The following is a 19,836-nucleotide window of genomic DNA, read 5'->3' as shown; positions in this document are numbered from 1 at the left end:
GGCATGCGCGGCCCGATCGCGCTGTGGCGCCTGGCGCGCACGGTGGTGCACGTGCTGCACGGCATGGCCGTGGTGGCCCTGGCCTTTCCGCGGCTCGACGACGCCGGCCGGCATGCGCGCATCGCCTGGTGGGCCGGCAAGCTGCTGCGCCTGCTGGGCATCCGGGTCGAGTCGCAGGGCCTGTACCGGCCCGGCGCGTCGCTGCTGGTGTCCAACCACGTGTCGTGGCTGGACATCCTGGCCATCCACGCGGTGTGCCCTCAGGCCCGCTTCGTCTCCAAGGCCGACGTGAAGCACTGGCCCCTGCTGGGCTGGCTGGTCGCCTCGGCCGGCACGCTGTTCATCGAGCGCGAGCGCAAGCGCGACGCGCTGCGCGTGGTGCACCAGATGGCCGAGGCGCTGACGGCCGGCCACACCGTCGGCGTGTTCCCGGAGGGCACCACCGGGGATGGGCGCGCGCTGCTGCCCTTCCATGCCAACCTGCTGCAGGCCGCCATCGCCACCGGCACCCCCGTGCAGCCGGTGTGCCTGCACTACCGCGAGCCGGGCCATGCCACCAGCCCGACGGTCGGCTGGGTCGGTGACACCACGCTCGTGCGCAGCCTGTGGGACATCGCCGGCGCCCAGGGCGTGGTCGTCCGCGTGGTGGCCCTGCCGCCGGTGGCCTCGGTGCATGCCGACAGGCGCGCGCTGGCCGAGCACCTGCGGGAACTGATCGCAGGCGTTGCCGGGCAGGGGCCCGGGACGGCGTAGAGTCGGGCCATGGACACCCCCGCGCTGCGCATCCGCCGCGTCGGCATCGACACCTGGCGCGAGAACGTCGCCTACCTGCACCGCAACTGCCCCGTGGTGCGTGCTGCCGGCTTCCAGGCGCTGGCCAAGGTGGCGGTGCGGGCCAACGGCAAGACCATCGCCGCGGTGCTCAACGTCGTCGACGACGACCGCATCGTCGAAGCCTGCGAACTGGGCCTGTCGGAGGATGCGTTCGCACGGCTGCAGGTGGCCGAGGGCCACGACGTGCAGGTGGCCCATGCCGAGGCGCCGGCCTCGATCGCGGCCTTGCACCGCAAGATCGCCGGCGAGCGCCTCGACCGCGCCGACCTGTTCGCCCTGATCCAGGATGTGGCGCAAGCGCGTTATTCCAAGATCGAGCTGGCGGCCTTCGTCGTCGCCACGCACCAGACCGGGCTCGACCGCGACGAGGTGTGGCACCTCACCGAGGCCATGATCTCGGTCGGCCGCCGGCTCGACTGGGGCACCCAGGTGCGCGGCGGCCCGGTGGTCGACAAGCACTGCATCGGCGGCATCCCGGGCAACCGCACCTCGATGCTGGTGGTGCCCATCGTCACCGCCCACGGCATGCTGTGCCCCAAGACTTCGTCGCGCGCCATCACCTCACCCGCCGGCACGGCAGACACGATGGAGGTGCTGGCGGAGGTGGCGCTGCCCTTCGAGAAGCTGGCCGCCATCGTGCGCGAGACCAACGGCTGCCTGGCCTGGGGCGGCACGGCCGACCTGTCGCCGGCCGACGACATCCTGATTTCGGTCGAACGGCCGCTGGCGCTCGATTCGCCGGGCCAGATGGTGGCCTCGATCCTGTCGAAGAAGATCGCCGCCGGCTCCACCCACCTGGTGCTCGACATCCCGATGGGGCCCAGCGCCAAGGTGCGTTCGATGGCCGAGGCGCAGCGGCTGAAGAAGCTGTTCGAATTCGTCGCCGGGCGCTTGAACCTGCAACTCGACGCGGTCATCAGCGACGGCAGCCAGCCCATCGGCTCGGGCATCGGCCCGGTGCTGGAGGCGCGCGACGTGATGCGCGTGCTGCGCAACGACCCGGCGGCGCCGGCCGACCTGCGCCAGAAGGCCCTGTTGCTGGCCGGCCGCATGATCGAGTTCGACCCCGACGTGCGCGGTGGCGACGGCTGGCGCATCGCCCGAGACATCCTCGAATCGGGCCGCGCGCTGGCGCAGATGCAGGCCATCATCGAGGCCCAGGGGCGCCGTACCCAGCCACCGGCCCTCGGCGAGATGACGCACGAGGTGCTGGCGGAGGCGGGCGGCACCGTGCAGTCCATCGACAACCTGCGGCTGGCCCGCATCGCGCGGCTGGCCGGCGCGCCGCAGGTGCCCGGTGCCGGCGTCGACCTGCTGGTCAAGGTGGGCGACAGCGTGGCGGCTGGCCAGGCACTGTACCGGCTGCACGCGCAGTACGAGACCGACCTGCGGTTTGCGCGCGACCTGGCCCGGAAGGACAGCGGCTATCGACTGGGCACGGCGCACGACGGCGACCGCCCTGGCGAAGCGGAGGCGGCATGAGGCCCGGGGTGGTGCTGGCCTTCGACGACGAGCGTCCCCAGGCCCAGGCCCTGGCAGCGGCGCTGGACGTGCCGTGGGCCGAGGTCACACGCCACCGCTTCCCCGACGGCGAGTTGCGCCTGCAGCTGCCGCCAGAGTTGCCGCCGACGGTGCTGCTGCTCAGGGGCCTGCACCAACCCAACGACAAGCTGGTCGAGATCGTCATCGCCGTGCCGGCGGCGCGGGCGCTGGGGGCCCGCGAGATCGCGCTCGTCAGCCCCTACCTGGCCTACATGCGGCAGGACATTGCCTTCCATCCGGGTGAGGCGGTGAGCCAGCGCCACATCGCCGGCCTGCTGGCCCGCTGCGTCGACGCGCTGGTCACGGTCGATCCGCACCTGCACCGCATCGCCAGCCTGGACGAGGTGATGCCGGGCTGCCGCACGCGCGCGGTCAGTGCGGCGTCGTTGCTCGGCGAATGGGTGGCGCAGCAGGTGCCGCGGCCGCTGCTGCTTGGGCCGGACGAAGAGTCCGCGCAGTGGGTGGGCGAGGCCGGTCGTCTGCACGGCATCGAGCACGCGGTGTGCCGCAAGCAGCGTTTCGGCGACCACGACGTTCGGGTCGTGCTGCCGGACGTCGACCTGGCCGGCCGCCACGTGGTGCTGATGGACGACGTGGCCAGCACCGGCCGAACGCTGATCGAGGCCTGCACCGCCAGTCTGCGCGCCGGCGCGGCCAGCGTGGACGTGGCGGTGACGCATGCCTTGTTTGTCGGCGACGCGCTGGCCGAGTTGAGGCGGGCGGGTGCGCGCCACGTGTGGAGCACCGATGCGGTGCCGCACGTCACGTCGGTGGTGCCGCTGGCCGGGCTGCTCGCCGAGGCCGTCGGGCAACTCTGATCCGATCGTTTGCACGCTTGTTGCCGCGGCGGGCCGACCCTAGAGTCGGGGCTTCGGTCGAAGCACCGGCCCGATTCAGGAGACCGCGTTGGCAATGGACCTGCTCAAGCTGGTGTCCAACCAGGTGAAGCTGGGCGAACCGCTGCCCTTTGGCATCCGCGACGAGCGAGGCAAGCTGCTGCTCGCCCGAGGCCAGATGGTCGGCAGCGAGCTGCAGCTCGAGGCGCTGCTCTCCCGCGGCATCTTCGTTGACCTCGATGAGGTCAAGGCCCTGAAGGAAGGGCGAAAGTACGAGGCCGATCGCCAGAAGCTCACCTTGTTCGACCTGTGGGAGCAGATCGTCTGGCGACTCGACCGCCTGCTCCGCGGCATCGGCACCGAGCCCGGTTTCCCCGCCCGCTGCGACGAGTTCGCCGGCCAGCTGATGGCCCTGGTGACGCGCGATCCCGACATCGCCATCTACCTCTCGGTGCGCCAGGACGAGCGGCGGCTGAGCCTGTATGGCCTCACCCATGCCCTGCACACGGCGCTGCTGTGCCAGTTGATGGCCCTGCGCATCGGCTGGGCGCCCGAGCGCACCCGCACGCTGGTCAAGGCTGCGCTCACGATGAACCTGTCGATCATCGACGTGCAAGGTCGCTTCGCGGCGCTGGGGCGCCTCGGCGAGGCCCAGCGGGCGCAGATCCGCGCCCATCCGGAGCAGGCGGTCGAGCAGCTGCGTGCCGCCGGTGTCGACGATGAGGCCTGGCTCGAGGCGGTGCTGCAGCACCACGAGCACCCCGGTGGCGGCGGCTATCCGGCCAATCTGATGCAGATCGGCGAACTGGCCGACGCCCTGCGCCTGGCCGACGTGTTCATGGCCAAGATCAGCCCGCGGGTCGAACGGGCTGCGCTGTCGATCCAGGACGCGGCGCGGCAGATGTTCAGCGAGGCCAAGGGCAGCCCGGCGGCGGCGGCCATCATCAAGGAGTACGGCATCTACCCACCGGGCAACTTCGTGCAGTTGGCTTCCGGCGAACTGGCGGTGGTCATTCGGCGTGGCGCCACGGCGCACACGCCACTGGCGGCGGCGATCACCGACCGGAAGGGCATGCCCGTGGTCAACACCCAACGTCGCGACACCGCGCAGCCTGGCTACGCCATCAAGGCCCTGGCGGTGGACAAGGCCATGATGCAGCGACTGTTGCCGGAGCGGCTTTACGGCCTGGTCGAGTGAGCGAGCGCTTTCGGGCGCCGCGAGGCCGGCCCGAGCGGGCCCATCGGCGGGATGCTCAGGCCTTGCCCTGGTTGGCCACGGCGGCCGCGGCGCGCGCCACCGCCTCGGGGTCGCCGAGGTAGCGGCGGCCGATCGGCTTCAGGTCTGCGTCCAGGTCGTACACCAGCGGCACGCCGTTGGGGATGTTCAGCCCGACGATGTCGGCGTCGCTCATGTCGTCGAGGTACTTCACCAGCGCGCGGATCGAGTTGCCATGCGCGGCAATCAGCACGCGCTGCCCGCCGCGGATGGCCGGCGCCAGCACCTCGTCCCAGCATGGCAGCACGCGCGCCACGGTGTCCTTCAGGCACTCGGTCAGCGGCACCTGGCCGGGTGCGAGCTTCTCGTAGCGCCGGTCGCTGCGTTCGCTGCGCGGGTCGCCCGGCTCCAGCGCAGGCGGCGGCGTGTCGTAGCTGCGGCGCCAGACCAGCACCTGCTCGTCACCGAACTTCTTCGCGGTCTCGGCCTTGTTCAGGCCTTGCAGCGCGCCGTAGTGGCGCTCGTTGAGCCGCCAGTCGTTGACCACCGGCAGCCAGGTGCGGTCCATCTGGTCGAGGGTGTGCCACAGCGTCCAGATCGCGCGCTTGAGCACCGAGGTGTAGGCCACGTCGAACTCGAAGCCACCGGCCTTGAGCAGGCGGCCGGCCTCCTGAGCCTGGGCCACGCCGGTGGGCGTGAGCTCGACATCGGTCCAGCCGGTGAATCGGTTCTCGAGATTCCAGGTGGATTCGCCGTGGCGGATGAGGACGAGCTTGTGCATGGTCGGGATCGTGGACGTGGTCATGGGCTGGGCAACCTCGAATTCTATAATTCGGGCCCTTTCCGTCCCTGGCTGCCCACCTGTGAAATTCATCATCGACAACTGGATGCTCATCCTGATGGCCGCCACGTCCGGTGGCCTGCTGCTGTGGCAGACGCTGCAGAAGAGCCAGGCGGGCTCCATCGGCACCGCCGAGGCGGTGCGGCTGATCAACCGCGAGAAGGCGGTGCTGATCGACGTGGCCGAGCCGGCGGAGTTCGCCGCCGCGCACGCGACGGGTTCACGCAACATCCCGCTGGGTTCATTGGAAGGTTCGAAGGACCTGCCCAGCAACAAGGCGCTGCCGCTGGTGTTGATGTGCCCGAGCGGCGCCCGTGCCGGCCGCGCTGCCGGCCTGTTGCGCAAGGCGGGCTACGAGAACGCCATCGCCGTCGGCGGCGGCCTGGCCGCCTGGCGCGAGGCCGGCCTGCCGGTCGACAGGAAGTCGGCCTGACGGTGCACGCCTGGGCGCTGGCCTGAAGGCGCACGCCTGCGCGGGGCTTGCCCTCACGCCACAATGTCGGTTTGACCACTGAACGTGCCACCATGAACGCCGTCCGCATGTACACGACCCAGGTCTGCCCCTTCTGCCTGCGGGCCAAGGCCCTGCTCAAGCAGCGTGGCGTGGAGCAGATCGACGAGATCCGCATCGATCTCGACCCGGCCGAGCGCGACCGCATGATCGAGGCCACCGGTCGGCGCACGGTGCCGCAGATCTTCATCGGCTCCACCCATGTCGGGGGCTGCGACGACCTGATCGCGCTCGATCGCAGCGGCGGTCTGGCGCCTCTGCTGCAAGCCTCCTGAGCGCGCCCGGGGCCGCGGGCGGCCTGCCCGTGGCAGACGACGCACCTTGTCCGCCGGCGCGTGCTTTTGCCGCAGGCCCCGGTCACAGGCGCTGCGAGATAATCTCAGGCTCCACCAGCCCGCACCCTTGCCGGTCGCGGGTTTTTCTTTCCTTCCAGCCGCTGCCCGCGCACCACCCACCATGGCCGACCAAGACGACAACCCCGTGTTCCAGATCCAGCGCATGTACCTCAAGGACCTGTCGCTCGAGCAGCCCAACTCGCCGCAGATCCTGCTGGAGCAGCAGCAACCCCAGGTCGACATCAACCTGCAGATGGGTGCCGGCAGCATCGCCGAGGGCGTCTACGAGGTCACCGTCACTGCCACCATCACCACCCAGATCAAGGACCGCACGGTGTTCCTGATCGAGGCCAAGCAGGCCGGCATCTTCGAGATCCGCAACATCCCGCAGGACCAGCTGCAAGGCATCCTGGGCATGGTGTGCCCGCAGATGATCTACCCCTACCTGCGTGCCATCGTGTCCGACGTGTGCACCCGCGCGGGCTTCCCGCCGATCGTGCTGACCGAGGTCAACTTCCAGGCCATGTTCGAGGCCCAGCAGGCCCAGGCCGCCGCTGCCGGCAACGGCAGCCTGTCGGCACCGAACTGATCGTTGCCCGGCCATGCGCATCGCCGTCCTGGGCGCCGGTGCGTGGGGCACGGCCCTGGCGATCGCCGCCGCGCCCCGCCATGGGCTGATGCTCTGGGGCCGTGACGCCGATCAAGTCGAGGCCATGCGCCGGGGCGGCGTCAACGAGCGCTACCTGCCCGAGGTCGCGCTGCCGGCATCGCTCACGCTGACGGCGGATCTTGCCGAGGCGCTGGCCTGGGGCGAAGGCGGCCTGCTGGTCGTCGCCACGCCGATGGCGGGCCTGCGCGCCCTGCTGGCCGTGATGCCCGCGCACACCCCGGCCTGCTGGCTGTGCAAGGGCTTCGAGGCCGGCAGCGGGGCGCTCGGCCATGAGATCGCCCGCGAGCTTCGGCCCGGTGCGGCCAACGGCGTGCTGTCGGGCCCCAGCTTCGCGCTGGAAGTGGCCCAGGGGCGGCCCACCGCGTTGGTGGCCGCCAGCGACGATGCCGACCTGGCCACCCGCATGGTGCAGGCCTTCCACGGGCCGGTGGTGCGCGTGTACTCGTCGGCCGATCCGGTGGGTGTCGAGGTGGGCGGTGCGGTCAAGAACGTGATGGCCATCGCCACCGGCATCGCCGACGGCCTGTCGCTCGGGCAGAACGCCCGCGCGGCCCTCGTCACCCGCGGCCTGGCCGAGATGACCCGCCTGGCCACCGCGCTGGGCGCGCAACCGTCCACCTTGATGGGGCTGTCGGGCCTGGGCGACCTGGTGCTCACCGCGACGGGCGACCTGTCGCGCAACCGCCGCGTGGGCCTGATGCTGGCCACCGGCCTGGCGCTGCCGGCCATCCTCGAGCGCCTGGGCCATGTGGCCGAAGGCGTGTACAGCGCCCCCACGGTGCTGCAGCGTGCCCGCGCGCTGGGGGTGGAGATGCCGATCACCGAGGCGGTGATGTCGGTGCTGGACGGCCGCAGTTCGCCGGGGCAGGCGCTGCAGGCCCTGATGGCGCGCGAGTCGCGGTCGGAAATCGACTGACCGCCCGCGCGATAGTGCCGCGCGTCAAGCGGCGCCTTCCCACCCGCATTGCCGCCATGCCTCGAACACGGCCACGGCCACCGCATTGCTGAGGTTCAAGCTGCGCTGGCCGGGACGCATCGGCAGTCGCAGGCGCTGCTCGTCGGCCAGGCCATCTCGCAAATCGGTCGGCAGCCCGGTCGATTCGCCGCCGAACACCAGCCAATCGCCCGGTGCATAGCGCACGTCGGCAAACGACCGGCTGCCCCGGGTGGTGAAGCCGAAGGTGCGGTGGCTCGGCGGGCGCTCGGCGTCCAGCAGCGCCTGCCACGAGGCATGCCGCTTCACGGACGCGCACTCGTGGTAGTCGAGGCCGGCGCGCCGCAGCAGCTTGTCCTCCATCGAGAAGCCCAGAGGCTCGACCAGGTGCAGTTGGCAGCCCGTGTTGGCCGCCAGCCGGATCACGTTGCCGGTGTTCGGCGGGATCTCGGGGTGCACCAGGACGATGTTGAACATGGCCCGGATTGTGGGCCTGCGCGGTGCCGTCAATCTGGCCGGGGTGCCCGTGCCAGCACCCACACCTGCACCTGCGCGACCCCGGCCTGCCGCAGCGCGTGGGCGGCCGCGTTGGCGGAGGCGCCCGTGGTCATCACGTCGTCGACCACCGCCACGCAGCGGCCGTGCAGCCGCCGAGCGGCGTCCGGCGGCATCCACAGCGCGTCGCGCAGGTTGGCGTCGCGTGCGGGGCGCGACAGCCCCACCTGGTGCGGTGTGTCGCGCCAACGCCGCAGCCCGTCGACGTCGGTGTCCAGCCCGAGCCGGGCGCCGACGCGGCGAGCCAGTTCCCAGGCCTGGTTGAATCCCCGCTCACGCAGCCGCGAGGCGCTCGATGGCATGGGCACCAGGACCGTGTCGGTACCCGAGGCACCGCTGGCCCCCATCGCATCGACCATCAGCTCGGCCAGGCAGGTTGCCAGTTCGGGCTGAGCCTGGTACTTGAACCGCGTCACCAGGCGATCCCACGGAAAAGCATAGTCCACCGCCGCCAGGGTGCGGTCCTGGAGAGGCCGCTGCCGAAGGCATTCGCCGCAGACCTGATCGCCGGGGCAGGGCAGGGCGCAACATGGGCAACGCGGTTGTGGCGCCGCGAATCGCGCCACGCAGGCCTCGCAGATCGACGCCGGTCCCCAGGCGCCGCACAGCTCGCAGGTTCGCGGCAACGTGGCCCAGCGCCACGGCCGGCGATGGGACGCCCCTGCGGCGCGAGTTGGCGAGGTGCCCGTCATCGCCTCAATATACTGCCCGGCCATGCCGTCTACAGCCGAGCCACCGTCCCGCGTGCATGCGGCATCGCTGAACCGCCTGCTGGCCCGGCTGTCGCGTGCAGAGCAGGCGCCATGGCTGCACCAGGAGACGGCCCGGCGCATGGCCGAGCGCCTGCCCCTGATCCGCGAGGCCCCGCGCGACTGGCTCGATTGGTGGGGCCATCAGGGCGGCAGCGCCAACGCGGTGGCGCAGGTGCTGCCAAAGGCAGCGCGGCGCGTCGTCGAGCCAACGTCGGCCCTGCTCGAGGCCAGCCGGCGCAGCCAACGTCGGCCCTGGTGGTCGATCGGAGCCCGACCGGGCGATGCACAGGCCTTCCACCTCGAACCGGAGGTGCCCGCCGGGCAGGCGCAGTTGCTGTGGGCCAACATGGTGCTGCATGCGAGCCCGGACCCTTCGGCGACGATGGCGCGCTGGCAGGCCGCGCTCGACATCGACGGCTTCCTGATGTTCTCGACCTTTGGGCCGGACACCTTGCTGGAGCTGCGCGAGCTTTACGCCGAGGAGGGTTGGGCGCCGCCACACGCGCCGTTCACCGACATGCACGACATCGGCGATGCGCTGGTGCACGCCGGCTTCGCCGATCCGGTGATGGACCAGGAGCACCTGGTCTTGACCTGGTCGTCGCCCCAGGCCTTGCTGGCCGAGCTGCGGTCGATGGGGGCCCAACTCGACGGGTCGCGCCCGCCCGGTCTGCGCACCCCGCGCTGGCGCGACCGATTGCTGGCTGCGCTGGCCCGCCGGGTGGACGCCGAGGGGCGCATCCGCATGAGCTTCGAGCTGGTCTACGGCCATGCCGTGAAGGTCAAGCCACGCGCTCGACGCGGGGAACCCGTCACGATCTCGGTGGAAGAGGTTCGCTCATCACTTCGGAAACCCCGGGCCGGTCCGGATCGCTCATAACACTCCGCTAGAATCATCGGTTGATCCAGCTCATGCATTCGGCACCGGCCAGCCGGTTCCTACTCGGTCTTTGTCCCGAGTCAGTTCGGGGCCGAGATCCCCTACAGTGCATGCGGACGCCCACTCGGACATGAACACCACTTTCGCCCCCAGCCCCTGGCCGGCACCCCGTTCAGGGTGCCGTGATGTGGGCTGGCGATTTGCTCGGGAGATGGCCGCACAGGCGGGGCGAGGCCGGGGCTGGCGCTTCGAACTCAAGCGCAACGTCTCCATGAGCCCGCGCCAGCTGCTGCTGTCCTATGCGGTGTTGTGCGTCGTGTCGCTGGCCGTGGCCACAAGCTTCTGGTGGCAGGGCGTCGGCGCCGTCATGGTGTTCACGGGCATCGAACTGGCCGCTGCGGGCGTCGCGCTGTTGTTCGTTGCACGGCACACGGGCGACCGCGAACTCATCACCTTGGCCGATCGCGAGCTTGCGGTCGAGCACCACTGCGGGGCCCATGTCGACCGCGCATCCTTTCGGGCCGAATGGGTGCGTGTCGAACCGGCTGGGGCGGATGGCTCGCTGGTCGAGCTGTCCGGCCAAGGTCGCAGCGTCAAGGTCGGGCGTCACATCCGCCCTGAACTGCGGGTCGAACTGGCCGACGAACTGCGTCGCGCATTGAGCCTGGCGAGAACAGCCGGCGAACACGATTTGGACCACGGACATCAAGCATGACGACAACCATGAAGACGATTTGGCAACGGGCCGGCAAGGGTGTGCTGGCTCTGGCCGCGGCGGCAGCCGCAACCACCGCGATGGCGGTCAACGATCTGCCGGGCGGTCCCGCCCGCAACCAGATCGACCTGCATCCGGCTGCCACCAAGATCGGGGCCGAGGTTCAGGGGCTGCACAGCTTCATGCTGATCGTCTGCCTCGTGATCTTCATCGCCGTGTTCGGCGTGATGTTCTATTCCATCCTCAAGCACCGCAAGTCGGTGGGCCACAAGTCGGCCAACTTCCACGAGAGCGTGGCGGTCGAGATCGCCTGGACGATCGTGCCCTTCGTGATCGTCGTGGTCATGGGCCTGGCCGCCACCAAGACCGTCGTGGCCATGAAGGACACCAGCAATGCGGACGTCACCATCAAGGCCACCGGCTACCAGTGGAAGTGGGGCTACGACTACCTCAAGGGCGAGGGCGAGGGCATCGGCTTCCTGGCCACGCTCGATGTCGCACAGCGGCAGATGTCCGATGCCGGCAAGCCCGCGGGCGACGACTACCTGCTGAAGGTGGACAACCCGCTGGTCGTGCCGGTGGACCGCAAGATCCGCATCATCACGACGGCCAACGACGTGATCCATGCGTGGATGGTGCCGGCCTTCGCCGTGAAGCAGGACGCGATCCCGGGCTTCGTGCGCGACACCTGGTTCCGCGCCGACAAGACCGGCGACTTCTACGGCCAGTGTGCCGAGCTCTGCGGCAAGGAGCACGCCTACATGCCCATCCACGTCAAGGTGGTCTCGCAAGCGGACTACACCAAGTGGGTCGAAGGCAAGAAGAAGGAACTGGCCGCCAAGGCGGATGACCCGACCAAGGTCTGGAAGCTCGAGGAGATCGTCGCCCGCGGCGAAAAGGTCTATAGCGCCAACTGTGCGGTCTGCCACAAGCCCGACGGCAAGGGCGCCGGCCCGATCAAGGCGCTGGACGGCTCGGCGCTCGTCACCGATGCCGACAAGGCCAAGGCGATCGATGTGCTGCTCAATGGCCGACTGAACGGTGCGATGCCGGCCTGGAAGGCGCTGTCGGACACCGAGCTTGCCGCGGTGATCTCCTACGCCAAGAACTCCTGGTCCAACAAGACCGGCCAGATCGTCCAGCCCGCCGACATCGTCGCCGCGCGCAAGTGATTCACCCGAACAAGATCGCTGAAAGGCACCGCCCATGAGCGCCGTCCTCGACCACCCCGACCACCACGACGATCACCACCACGGCCCGCTGCACGGCTGGCGGCGCTGGGTCTTCGCGACGAACCACAAGGACATCGGCACGATGTACCTGTTGTTCTCGTTCACGATGCTGATGATCGGCGGCATCCTGGCGCTGTGCATCCGCGCCGAACTGTTCCAGCCGGGCCTGCAGTTCTTCAACCCCGAACTGTTCAACTCGTTCACCACGATGCACGGGCTGATCATGGTGTTCGGCGCCATCATGCCGGCCTTCGTGGGCTTCGCGAACTGGATGATCCCGCTGCAGATCGGCGCGTCCGACATGGCCTTCGCGCGCATGAACAACTTCAGCTTCTGGCTGCTGATCCCCGCCGCGCTGATGCTGGCCGGTTCGTTCTTCATGCCGGGCGGCGCACCCGCCGCGGGCTGGACGCTCTATGCGCCGCTGACGCTGCAGATGGGCCCCAGCATGGATGCCGGCATCTTCGCGATGCACATCATGGGCGCCAGTTCGATCATGGGCTCGATCAACATCATCGTCACCATCCTCAACATGCGCGCGCCCGGCATGACGCTGATGCGCATGCCGCTGTTCGCCTGGACCTGGCTGATCACGGCCTACCTGCTGATCGCCGTGATGCCCGTGCTGGCCGGCGCCATCACGATGACCCTGACCGACCGTCATTTCGGCACCAGCTTCTTCACGCCCGCGGGCGGTGGCGACCCGATCATGTACCAGCACATCTTCTGGTTCTTCGGGCACCCCGAGGTCTACATCATGATCCTGCCGGCCTTCGGCATCGTCAGCGCCATCGTGCCGGCGTTCGCCCGCAAGCGCCTGTTCGGCTACACCTCGATGGTCTATGCCACCGCGTCGATCGCCATCCTGTCGTTCATCGTCTGGGCGCACCACATGTACGTCACCGGCATGCCGGTGACCGGCCAGCTGTTCTTCATGTACGCCACCATGCTGATCGCCGTGCCCACGGGCGTGAAGATCTTCAACTGGGTGGCCACGATGTGGCGCGGCTCGATGACCTTCGAGACCCCGATGCTGTGGGCCGTGGGCTTCATCTTCGTGTTCACCATCGGCGGCTTCACCGGCCTGATCCTGGCCATGGCGCCGATCGACATCCAGTTGCAGGACACCTACTACGTCGTCGCCCACTTCCACTATGTGTTGGTGGCGGGCTCGCTGTTCGCCCTGTTCGCGGGCGTCTACTACTGGGGCCCGAAGTGGACCGGCGTCATGTATTCCGAGACCCGCGGCAAGATCCACTTCTGGGGCTCGCTGATCACCTTCAACGTCACCTTCTTCCCGATGCACTTCCTCGGGCTGGCCGGCATGCCGCGCCGCTATGCCGATTACCCCATGCAGTTCGCCGACTTCAACGCCCTGGCCTCGGTCGGTGCCTTCGGCTTCGGCCTGATGCAGGTGTACTTCTTCGTTTTCGTGGTGGTGCCGATGATGCGCGGCCAGGGCCAGAAGGCACCGCAGAAGCCTTGGGAAGGCGCCGAAGGCCTGGAATGGGAAGTGCCGTCGCCGGCGCCGTTCCACACCTTCGAGAACCCGCCCAAGCTCAACGCATCGGCCACCAAGGTGATCGCTTGAACGATCTGCGCACCATGACCGGGCCGGACGAACGACAGCGCAAGGCCAACGTGAAGCTGGCGTTGGTGCTGGCGTCCGTGGCCCTGGTGCTGGGCCTCGGTTTTGTGGCCAAGATCGTGCTGTTCGGCCGCTGAAGCCCGCGATGCCACTGCAGAAGATGCTCATCGGCCTGCGGCGGGACAACCGTCGCATGCTCGGCAAGCTCATCCTGATCGCCGGCCTGATGTTCGGCTTCGGGTATGCGCTGGTGCCGATGTACCGGGCCATCTGCACGGCGCTCGGCATCAACGTGCTGAGCCTGAGCGAGAAGCTCACGTCGCCCGGCATGTCGGGCACGCGCGAGCGCAGTGCCAACACGCAGGTCGACTACTCGCGCAAGATCACTGTCGAGTTCGATGCCAACGCACGGGGGCCCTGGGATTTCAAGCCCGCGATGAGCTCGGTGCAGGTGCACCCGGGCGAGTTGGCCACGGTCATGTACGAGTTCCGCAACCGCCAGGACCGCACGATGGCCGCTCAGGCCATCCCCAGTTATGCGCCGCAACAGGCCTCACCGCACTTCAACAAGCTCGAGTGCTTCTGCTTCAACGAATACATCTTGAAGCCCGGCGAAAGCAAGCAGTGGCCAGTGGTGTTCTACGTGGACGCCAAGCTGCCCAAGGACGTCACGACCATCACGCTCTCGTACACCTTCTTCGAGGTGGGTGGCAAGGTGCCGCCCGCTCCGAAGTCTGTGTCGGTCCTGGCGGCGGAGCCCAACTCATGAGCGGCGACCTCAAGTCCGCTGCCGGCCGCAAGGCTTCGCCATTGCAGACGATGAAGGCCGTGGCCTGGTCGTTCTTCGGTGTGCGCCGATCGACCGACCTCGAGAACGACGTGGCACGGCTCAACCCGGTGCACGTGATCATCGCGGGCCTGATTGGGGCGGCGCTGTTCGTGCTGTCGCTGATCCTGCTCGTCAAGTGGGTGGTCGGCAGTGGCGTGGCCACCTAGCCCACCGAATCCCGGTTCCACCAAATTCAACTTTCGGTTTCGAGGAGAGCACACAAGATGTCCGCAGCGACGCATCACGGGTCAACGCCCTACTACTACGTGCCAAGCCCGTCCAGGCACCCGGCCATGGCCGCGTTCGGCCTGTTCTTCGTGGTGCTCGGTGCCGGCCAATGGGTCAATGGCCACGGCTGGGGTGCGTGGTCCCTGCTCGTGGGCATGCTGATCCTGCTGTCCACGCTGTTCGTCTGGTTCCGGGAGGCGATCGCCGAGAGCGAAGGCGGCATGTATTCCGAGCGCATCGACGTGTCGTTCCGCTGGAGCATGAGTTGGTTCATCTTCTCCGAGGTGATGTTCTTCGCGGCGTTTTTCGGCGCCTTGTACTGGGCGCGGGTCCACACGCTGCCGATGCTGGGCAACCTCGATCACCAGATCCTCTGGCCCGACTTCAAGGCCATCTGGCCGAGCGCGGGCGGTGGCCTCACCGCGTCGCCTGCCGGCACCGTGGAGCCGTTCGCCACCATGGGCCCGTTCTGGCTGCCCACCATCAACACCGGGTTGCTGCTCACCTCCGGCCTCACCCTGACCATCGCCCACCATGCGCTGATCGCCAACAAGCGCGCCAAGACCATCGCCTGGATGTGGATCACCGTGGCGCTGGGCCTGACCTTCCTGTTCGTGCAGGGCTACGAGTACGCGCATGCCTACAGCGACCTGAACCTCAAGCTCAGTTCTGGCATCTTCGGCTCCACGTTCTTCATGCTCACCGGCTTCCACGGTTTCCACGTGTTCATCGGCATGCTGATGCTGCTGTTCATCACCCTGCGCCTGATGAAGGGCCACTTCACGCCACAGCGGCACTTCGGTTTCGAGGGCGCCGCCTGGTACTGGCACTTCGTCGACGTCGTGTGGCTGGGCCTGTACTTCCTGGTCTACTGGCTCTGATCGGCAGCCTCGACACTCCAGCAGACGCCGCCTCGCGCGGCGTCTTTGCTTTGGCGACCCGGGAGCCTTCGTCAGCGGACGATGGGCAGCCCGGTGGGCTGGATCCAGCCCATGCGCCAGCTCAGCAGCACGAACAGGAACAAGGCGATGGACAAGCCCACCCGCCAGGCGAGCGCGCGTGCCATGCGTGCGTCGCGCCCCGCGGTGTCATTGCCCTTGCGCAACATGAACAGCCCCGCACTGGCCAGAGCCGCCAGCACGAGGACCAGCGCGAGCACGATGAAGGTCTTCATCGGCCTGGATTATCCGGCGAGCCGCCGCGCCGCTGGCATACCGTGGTGAACGGTCGGAGCGCTCCCCGATGATCCGTTCGCGCTGGGCCGTGGCCGTGGTCGCGCTGCTTTCGGCGGCGCTCACGGCCAGACTGGGCTTATGGCAACTCGACCGCGCCGCGCAGAAGGTCGACCTGGCAACGCAGCTCGAGCAGCGCGGCGCCATGCCGGCCTTGGCGCCGGCCGAGTTGCCTCGCAACGCTGCCGAAGTGACGGGCCAGTTGCATCGGCGGGTTGTCGTGACCGGCCATTGGCTGCACGCTCACACCGTGTTCCTCGAGAACCGTCAGATGAACGGCGTGCCTGGCTTTTTCGTCGTGACGCCGCTGCAGTTGTCCCCCGGGGACCATGTGCTGGTGCAACGTGGCTGGATGCCTCGGGATCCGACCGACCGCACCCGCCTGCAGCCCTTGCCACGCGCCGACGGCGCGGTGGTGGTGATCGGCCGGATGGCCCCCTCGCCCTCCAAGTTGTACGAGTTCGACACGGCAGCCTCAGGCCCCATCCGGCAGAATCTGGATCTGACGGATTTCTCGCGCGAGATCGGTCTGCCGTTGCGGCCGTTCTCGGTCCAGCAACTCGACGCCCCTGATGCGCCCGACGACGGCCTTCGCCGCCAGTGGCTGGCGCCGGCCCTCGGTGTCGGAAAGCACCATGGCTATGCCTTCCAGTGGTTCGCGCTGTGTGCCCTGATCATCGGCCTGTATGTCTGGTTCCAACTCCTCCGTCCCCGAAATGCCCGAACCCAGTGAACCACTCGGCCTGACCGTGCACTCGATGCCGTCGCCACAGCAGATGCTGCAGCGCCAGCGCACGACGAGTGGGCGCCTCAAGATGATCGCCGTCCTGCTGGTCTGCGCGGCGCCGGTGATCGCCAGCTACTTCACTTACTTCGTCATCCGGCCCGGCGGCGGTGGCAGTGCCTATGGCACGCTGATCCAGCCGACGGTGGGTACGCCGGCCGCGCTGGCGGGCGATCTCGAAGGGCGCCCTGTGGAACTGCGCTCGTTGAAGGGCCAGTGGTTGCTGGTGGCGGTGGACGGTGGTGCCTGCGCCGAGGCCTGCGAGCAGCGCCTGTTCATGCAGCGGCAACTGCGCGAGATGACCGGGCGAGAGCGTTCCCGCATCGACAAGGTCTGGCTGGTGGTGGACGACGCGCCCGTGCGACCTGCGCTGCGTTCGGCCTTGCAGGGCTCACCCGGCATGACCATCCTGCGCTTGCCGCGCGACACCGTGGCGGCCTGGCTGCGGCCGGCCGACGGGCAGCGCCTCGAGGACCACCTCTACCTTGTCGACCCGATGGGCGAATGGATGATGCGTGTGCCGGCGCAGGCCGACCCGACGCGCGTCAAGCGCGACCTCGAGCGCCTGCTCCGTGCCAGCGCCAGCTGGGATCTGCCAGGCCGTTGATCCGACATGACTGGTGCCGCGATGGCGGGCCTGCCGGCCCTGTTGAAGCTGCTGGCCGTCGCGGCCCTGGCGGCGCTGGTGCCACTGGCCTGGTGGTGGGGGCGCCAGCGTGGCGCCGATGCCCGGGCCCGACTGGCCGCGTTGACCGCGATCACGCTGTTCCTGACCTTCGATCTGATCGCCTTTGGCGCCTTCACCAGGCTCACCGATTCCGGGTTGGGCTGTCCCGACTGGCCCGGCTGCTACGGGCAGGCGAGCCCGCTCGGCGCACGATCGGACATCGCCGCCGCAGAGGCGGCGATGCCCACCGGCCCGGTGACCACCACCAAGGCATGGATCGAGATGACCCACCGCTACCTGGCGATGGTCGTCGGGGCCCTGATCCTGGTCGCCGCTGGTCTCGGTTGGCGACAGCGTGCAGCCTTGCCGCATTCACCATGGTGGCCGACGGCCACGTTGGTCTGGGTGATCGTCCAGGGCCTGTTCGGCAAGTACACCGTCACGCTGAAGCTGTATCCGGCGGTGGTGACCTTGCACCTGTTGGGTGGCCTGGTGCTGCTGGGTCTGCTGGTCTTGCAGCATGAGTCGTTCCGGGCGCGGTCCAGTGCCGTGCCGGTGTCGCGCGGGGCGGTGCTGGGCGTCCTGGCCCTGCTGATGGTTCAGGTGTTGCTCGGCGGCTGGGTCAGCACCAACTATGCGGTGCTGGCCTGCAGTGGCTTTCCCACCTGCAATGGCCATTGGTGGCCGCCCATGGCGCCGGCCGAGGGCTTCACCGTGTTGCGCGAACTGGGGCGCGCCGGGCACGGCGCCTTGCTCAGCTTCGATGCGCTGGTGGCCATCCACATGGCCCATCGGCTTTTCGCGCTGGTGGCGGTGCTGGCGTTGGGGGCGCTGGTGCGTGCCCTGTGGCGTTGTGGCAGCGCCGAGGGCCGCCGATTCGGCATCGTCCTGCTGGTGCTGATGCTGGCTCAGGTGGGCAGTGGCTTGTCGAACGTCGTGCTGGGGTGGCCCATCGTCGCTGCGCTGGCCCACAGCGCCGGGGCGGCGGCCCTGGTGGCGGTGCTGGTGTCGCTGTCGTCCCGGGTCCGGGCGGGCTCATCGGCCTGCCCATCGCCGCTCGCGGGCGTGGGTCGCCCAGTCCATAGAATCTGAGATGTCGATGACACAGACGATCGCCACCCCGGCCAAGACGGGTTCTGCCTGGTCACAGTACATGGCCCTGACCAAGCCACGCGTGGTGCAGTTGATCGTCTTCTGCGCGGTCATCGGCATGTTGCTGGCCGTCCCGGGCCTGCCCGACCTGCGGGTGGCGGCCGCCGCCACCGTCGGCATCTGGCTGGTGGCCAGCGCAGCGGCTGCGTTTAACTGCCTGGTCGAGCAGCACATCGATCGCAAGATGGCGCGCACCGCGTGGCGGCCCACGGCCAAGGGGCAGTTGTCGAACACCCAGGCCCTGGTCTTTTCCGGCGTGCTGGGTCTGAGCGGCAGCGTGGTGCTGTACCTGCTGGTCAACCCGCTGACCATGTGGCTCACCTTCGCCACCTTCGTGGGCTACGCCGTGGTGTACACGGTCGTGCTCAAGCCATTGACACCGCAGAACATCGTCATCGGCGGGGCCTCGGGCGCGATGCCGCCGGTGCTGGGGTGGGCGGCCATCCGTGGCGAGGTCGGGCCCGAGGCGTTGATGATGTGCCTGATCATCTTCCTGTGGACACCGCCGCACTTCTGGGCCCTGGCGCTGTACCGCGTCGAGGACTATCGCAAGTCTGGCCTTCCCATGCTGCCGGTGACGCACGGATCCGACTTCACCCGGCTCAATGTGCTGCTCTACACGCTGGTACTCTTCGCCGCCACGCTGCTGCCGTTCATCACCGGCATGAGCGGCTGGCTGTACCTGGCTTCGGCCGTCGTGCTGGGGCTCGTGTTCATCGCCTACGGTGTGATGCTGTGGCGCGAATACAGCGACGCACTGGCCCGGCGCACGTTCCGTTATTCCATCCTCTACCTGTCGCTGCTGTTCGCGGCGCTGCTCGCCGACCACTACCTGATGCCATGGCTCCACTGACCCTCTCTCGCCGACGTCTGCTCGGTCTCGTTGCGATCTCCAGCGCGGCCCTGGCGGGCTGCGATGGCAAGGGGTTGTCCGTGGGAGCGCCGCGTGCCTTCAATGCGGTCGACATCACTGGCGCAGAGTATGCGCGGGGCTTCACGCTCACCGATGGCAATGGCGCGACGCGTACGCTGGCCGACTACAAGGGCAAGGTGGTGGTGGTCTTCTTCGGCTACACGCAATGCCCGGACGTCTGCCCGACCACGATGGCCGAACTGGCCGAAGTCAAGCGTGGACTGGGCGCGGATGGTGCCAGGGTGCAGGGCATCTTCGTGACCGTCGATCCCGAGCGCGACACGGCGCCCCTGCTGAAGGAATATGCCGCCAACTTTGGGCCCGACATCGTCGGGCTGCGCGGCACGCCTGAGCAGACCAAGGAGGTCGCTCGCGAATTCAAGGTGTTCTACAACAAGGTGCCGGGCAAGACGGACAGCAGCTACACCGTCGACCACACGGCCGGCTCGTATGTCTTCGATGCAAAAGGCAAGATTCGCCTCTTCACGCGCTACGGCACCGGCCGCAAGGCCCTCACCGATGACCTGAAGGCGCTGCTGTCGGAAGCCGCCTGAGCGTCGCGGTCACTGGGGCTCGCCCGAGCCCCAACC

General features: G+C 68.6%; 25 protein-coding genes. 21 read left to right on the top strand and 4 right to left on the bottom strand.

The window, feature by feature from the left end:
- Positions 1-3 precede the first annotated feature (3 nt).
- The 4 genes from EOINJALH_RS25395 (at position 4) to EOINJALH_RS25380 (ending at position 4,410) form a co-directional block, all read left to right on the top strand.
- Positions 4-753: a 1-acyl-sn-glycerol-3-phosphate acyltransferase gene (locus EOINJALH_RS25395; RefSeq protein ID WP_088285426.1), complete on the top strand. Its 750-nt coding sequence runs from the start codon at positions 4-6 to the stop codon at positions 751-753.
- Between the two features lie 9 nt (positions 754-762).
- Positions 763-2,316 carry a thymidine phosphorylase family protein gene (locus EOINJALH_RS25390; RefSeq protein ID WP_088285424.1) on the top strand — a complete coding sequence of 518 codons (1,554 nt, stop codon included), beginning with the start codon at positions 763-765 and terminating at the stop codon, positions 2,314-2,316.
- Entirely contained in the window at positions 2,313-3,194 is an 882-nt protein-coding gene (locus tag EOINJALH_RS25385) for a ribose-phosphate diphosphokinase (RefSeq protein ID WP_088285422.1), read from the top strand. The genes EOINJALH_RS25390 and EOINJALH_RS25385 overlap by 4 nt, the downstream gene beginning before the upstream one ends.
- 94 nt (positions 3,195-3,288) lie before the next feature.
- Complete coding sequence (locus EOINJALH_RS25380) at positions 3,289-4,410, top strand: HD domain-containing phosphohydrolase (RefSeq protein ID WP_088285420.1); 1,122 nt, start codon at positions 3,289-3,291, stop codon at positions 4,408-4,410.
- Positions 4,411-4,465: 55 nt separating this feature from the next.
- Here EOINJALH_RS25380 and gpmA read toward each other — a convergent pair whose 3' ends face one another.
- Positions 4,466-5,209, bottom strand: coding sequence for a 2,3-diphosphoglycerate-dependent phosphoglycerate mutase (gpmA, locus tag EOINJALH_RS25375; RefSeq protein WP_088285494.1), 744 nt, complete (start codon positions 5,207-5,209; stop codon positions 4,466-4,468).
- On the opposite strand from gpmA, the gene EOINJALH_RS25370 reads away from it, so the two are divergent.
- From EOINJALH_RS25370 to EOINJALH_RS25355, 4 genes are all read left to right on the top strand, one after another.
- A complete protein-coding gene (locus EOINJALH_RS25370; protein WP_404872797.1) occupies positions 5,208-5,702 on the top strand; it encodes a rhodanese-like domain-containing protein in 495 nt (164 codons plus the stop codon). The genes gpmA and EOINJALH_RS25370 overlap by 2 nt on opposite strands.
- A 92-nt stretch (positions 5,703-5,794) precedes the next feature.
- Entirely contained in the window at positions 5,795-6,055 is a 261-nt protein-coding gene (gene grxC, locus EOINJALH_RS25365) for a glutaredoxin 3 (RefSeq protein ID WP_088285416.1), read from the top strand.
- Positions 6,056-6,236: 181 nt separating this feature from the next.
- Positions 6,237-6,704, top strand: a complete 468-nt coding sequence (secB, locus tag EOINJALH_RS25360) for a protein-export chaperone SecB (protein WP_088285414.1) — start codon at positions 6,237-6,239, stop codon at positions 6,702-6,704.
- Between the two features lie 13 nt (positions 6,705-6,717).
- Complete coding sequence (locus EOINJALH_RS25355) at positions 6,718-7,701, top strand: NAD(P)H-dependent glycerol-3-phosphate dehydrogenase (protein WP_088285412.1); 984 nt, start codon at positions 6,718-6,720, stop codon at positions 7,699-7,701.
- Between the two features lie 24 nt (positions 7,702-7,725).
- Here EOINJALH_RS25355 and EOINJALH_RS25350 read toward each other — a convergent pair whose 3' ends face one another.
- Positions 7,726-8,196 (bottom strand): tRNA (cytidine(34)-2'-O)-methyltransferase, encoded by a 471-nt coding sequence (locus tag EOINJALH_RS25350; RefSeq protein ID WP_088285410.1) that lies wholly within the window; start codon positions 8,194-8,196, stop codon positions 7,726-7,728.
- Between the two features lie 29 nt (positions 8,197-8,225).
- Positions 8,226-8,690, bottom strand: coding sequence for a ComF family protein (locus EOINJALH_RS33005; protein ID WP_234414032.1), 465 nt, complete (start codon positions 8,688-8,690; stop codon positions 8,226-8,228).
- A gap of 265 nt (positions 8,691-8,955) precedes the next feature.
- Between EOINJALH_RS33005 and EOINJALH_RS25340 the strand changes: the two genes are divergently transcribed.
- The 8 genes from EOINJALH_RS25340 to EOINJALH_RS25310 all read left to right on the top strand — a co-directional run bounded on the left by EOINJALH_RS25340 (position 8,956) and on the right by EOINJALH_RS25310 (position 15,379).
- Positions 8,956-9,906: a methyltransferase domain-containing protein gene (locus EOINJALH_RS25340; protein WP_234414031.1), complete on the top strand. Its 951-nt coding sequence runs from the start codon at positions 8,956-8,958 to the stop codon at positions 9,904-9,906.
- A gap of 130 nt (positions 9,907-10,036) precedes the next feature.
- Positions 10,037-10,621, top strand: coding sequence for a DUF2244 domain-containing protein (locus EOINJALH_RS25335; protein WP_088285404.1), 585 nt, complete (start codon positions 10,037-10,039; stop codon positions 10,619-10,621).
- Between the two features lie 8 nt (positions 10,622-10,629).
- Positions 10,630-11,793, top strand: coding sequence for a cytochrome c oxidase subunit II (coxB, locus tag EOINJALH_RS25330; RefSeq protein WP_088285402.1), 1,164 nt, complete (start codon positions 10,630-10,632; stop codon positions 11,791-11,793).
- Positions 11,794-11,827: 34 nt separating this feature from the next.
- Positions 11,828-13,444, top strand: coding sequence for a cytochrome c oxidase subunit I (ctaD, locus tag EOINJALH_RS25325; protein ID WP_088285400.1), 1,617 nt, complete (start codon positions 11,828-11,830; stop codon positions 13,442-13,444).
- Between the two features lie 14 nt (positions 13,445-13,458).
- Positions 13,459-13,578: a cytochrome oxidase small assembly protein gene (locus EOINJALH_RS32030; RefSeq protein WP_234414039.1), complete on the top strand. Its 120-nt coding sequence runs from the start codon at positions 13,459-13,461 to the stop codon at positions 13,576-13,578.
- Positions 13,579-13,586: 8 nt separating this feature from the next.
- Positions 13,587-14,210: a cytochrome c oxidase assembly protein gene (locus tag EOINJALH_RS25320; RefSeq protein ID WP_234414030.1), complete on the top strand. Its 624-nt coding sequence runs from the start codon at positions 13,587-13,589 to the stop codon at positions 14,208-14,210.
- On the top strand, positions 14,207-14,437 hold the full coding sequence (locus tag EOINJALH_RS25315) for a DUF2970 domain-containing protein (RefSeq protein ID WP_088285398.1): 231 nt from the start codon (positions 14,207-14,209) through the stop codon (positions 14,435-14,437). The genes EOINJALH_RS25320 and EOINJALH_RS25315 overlap by 4 nt, the downstream gene beginning before the upstream one ends.
- Positions 14,438-14,494: 57 nt before the next feature.
- Positions 14,495-15,379, top strand: a complete 885-nt coding sequence (locus EOINJALH_RS25310; protein ID WP_088285396.1) for a cytochrome c oxidase subunit 3 — start codon at positions 14,495-14,497, stop codon at positions 15,377-15,379.
- A gap of 71 nt (positions 15,380-15,450) precedes the next feature.
- Here EOINJALH_RS25310 and EOINJALH_RS25305 read toward each other — a convergent pair whose 3' ends face one another.
- Entirely contained in the window at positions 15,451-15,672 is a 222-nt protein-coding gene (locus EOINJALH_RS25305) for a twin transmembrane helix small protein (protein ID WP_088285394.1), read from the bottom strand.
- A gap of 68 nt (positions 15,673-15,740) precedes the next feature.
- Here EOINJALH_RS25305 and EOINJALH_RS25300 point away from each other — a divergent pair, with 68 nt between their 5' ends.
- Genes EOINJALH_RS25300 through EOINJALH_RS25280 form a run of 5 tightly spaced genes read left to right on the top strand, consistent with a single transcriptional unit; the run spans position 15,741 to position 19,800 of the window.
- Positions 15,741-16,463: an SURF1 family protein gene (locus tag EOINJALH_RS25300; RefSeq protein ID WP_088285392.1), complete on the top strand. Its 723-nt coding sequence runs from the start codon at positions 15,741-15,743 to the stop codon at positions 16,461-16,463.
- Positions 16,447-17,121, top strand: coding sequence for a hypothetical protein (locus EOINJALH_RS25295; RefSeq protein ID WP_088285390.1), 675 nt, complete (start codon positions 16,447-16,449; stop codon positions 17,119-17,121). The genes EOINJALH_RS25300 and EOINJALH_RS25295 overlap by 17 nt, the downstream gene beginning before the upstream one ends.
- Before the next feature lie 6 nt (positions 17,122-17,127).
- Positions 17,128-18,273, top strand: a complete 1,146-nt coding sequence (locus EOINJALH_RS25290; RefSeq protein ID WP_088285388.1) for a heme A synthase — start codon at positions 17,128-17,130, stop codon at positions 18,271-18,273.
- Positions 18,274-18,280: 7 nt separating this feature from the next.
- Positions 18,281-19,186 carry a heme o synthase gene (gene cyoE, locus EOINJALH_RS25285; RefSeq protein WP_088285490.1) on the top strand — a complete coding sequence of 302 codons (906 nt, stop codon included), beginning with the start codon at positions 18,281-18,283 and terminating at the stop codon, positions 19,184-19,186.
- The gene (locus EOINJALH_RS25280; RefSeq protein ID WP_088285386.1) at positions 19,174-19,800 is read left to right on the top strand and encodes an SCO family protein; all 627 of its coding nucleotides are present in this window, start codon (positions 19,174-19,176) and stop codon (positions 19,798-19,800) included. Before cyoE ends, EOINJALH_RS25280 begins: the two co-directional genes overlap by 13 nt.
- Positions 19,801-19,836 lie beyond the last annotated feature (36 nt).

Source organism: Ideonella sp. A 288, assembly GCF_002198735.1.
In the GTDB taxonomy this organism is placed as follows: domain Bacteria; phylum Pseudomonadota; class Gammaproteobacteria; order Burkholderiales; family Burkholderiaceae_C; genus Pseudaquabacterium.
Note: the sequence above shows the minus strand (reverse complement) of the source record. Positions and strands in the feature narration are given on the sequence as shown.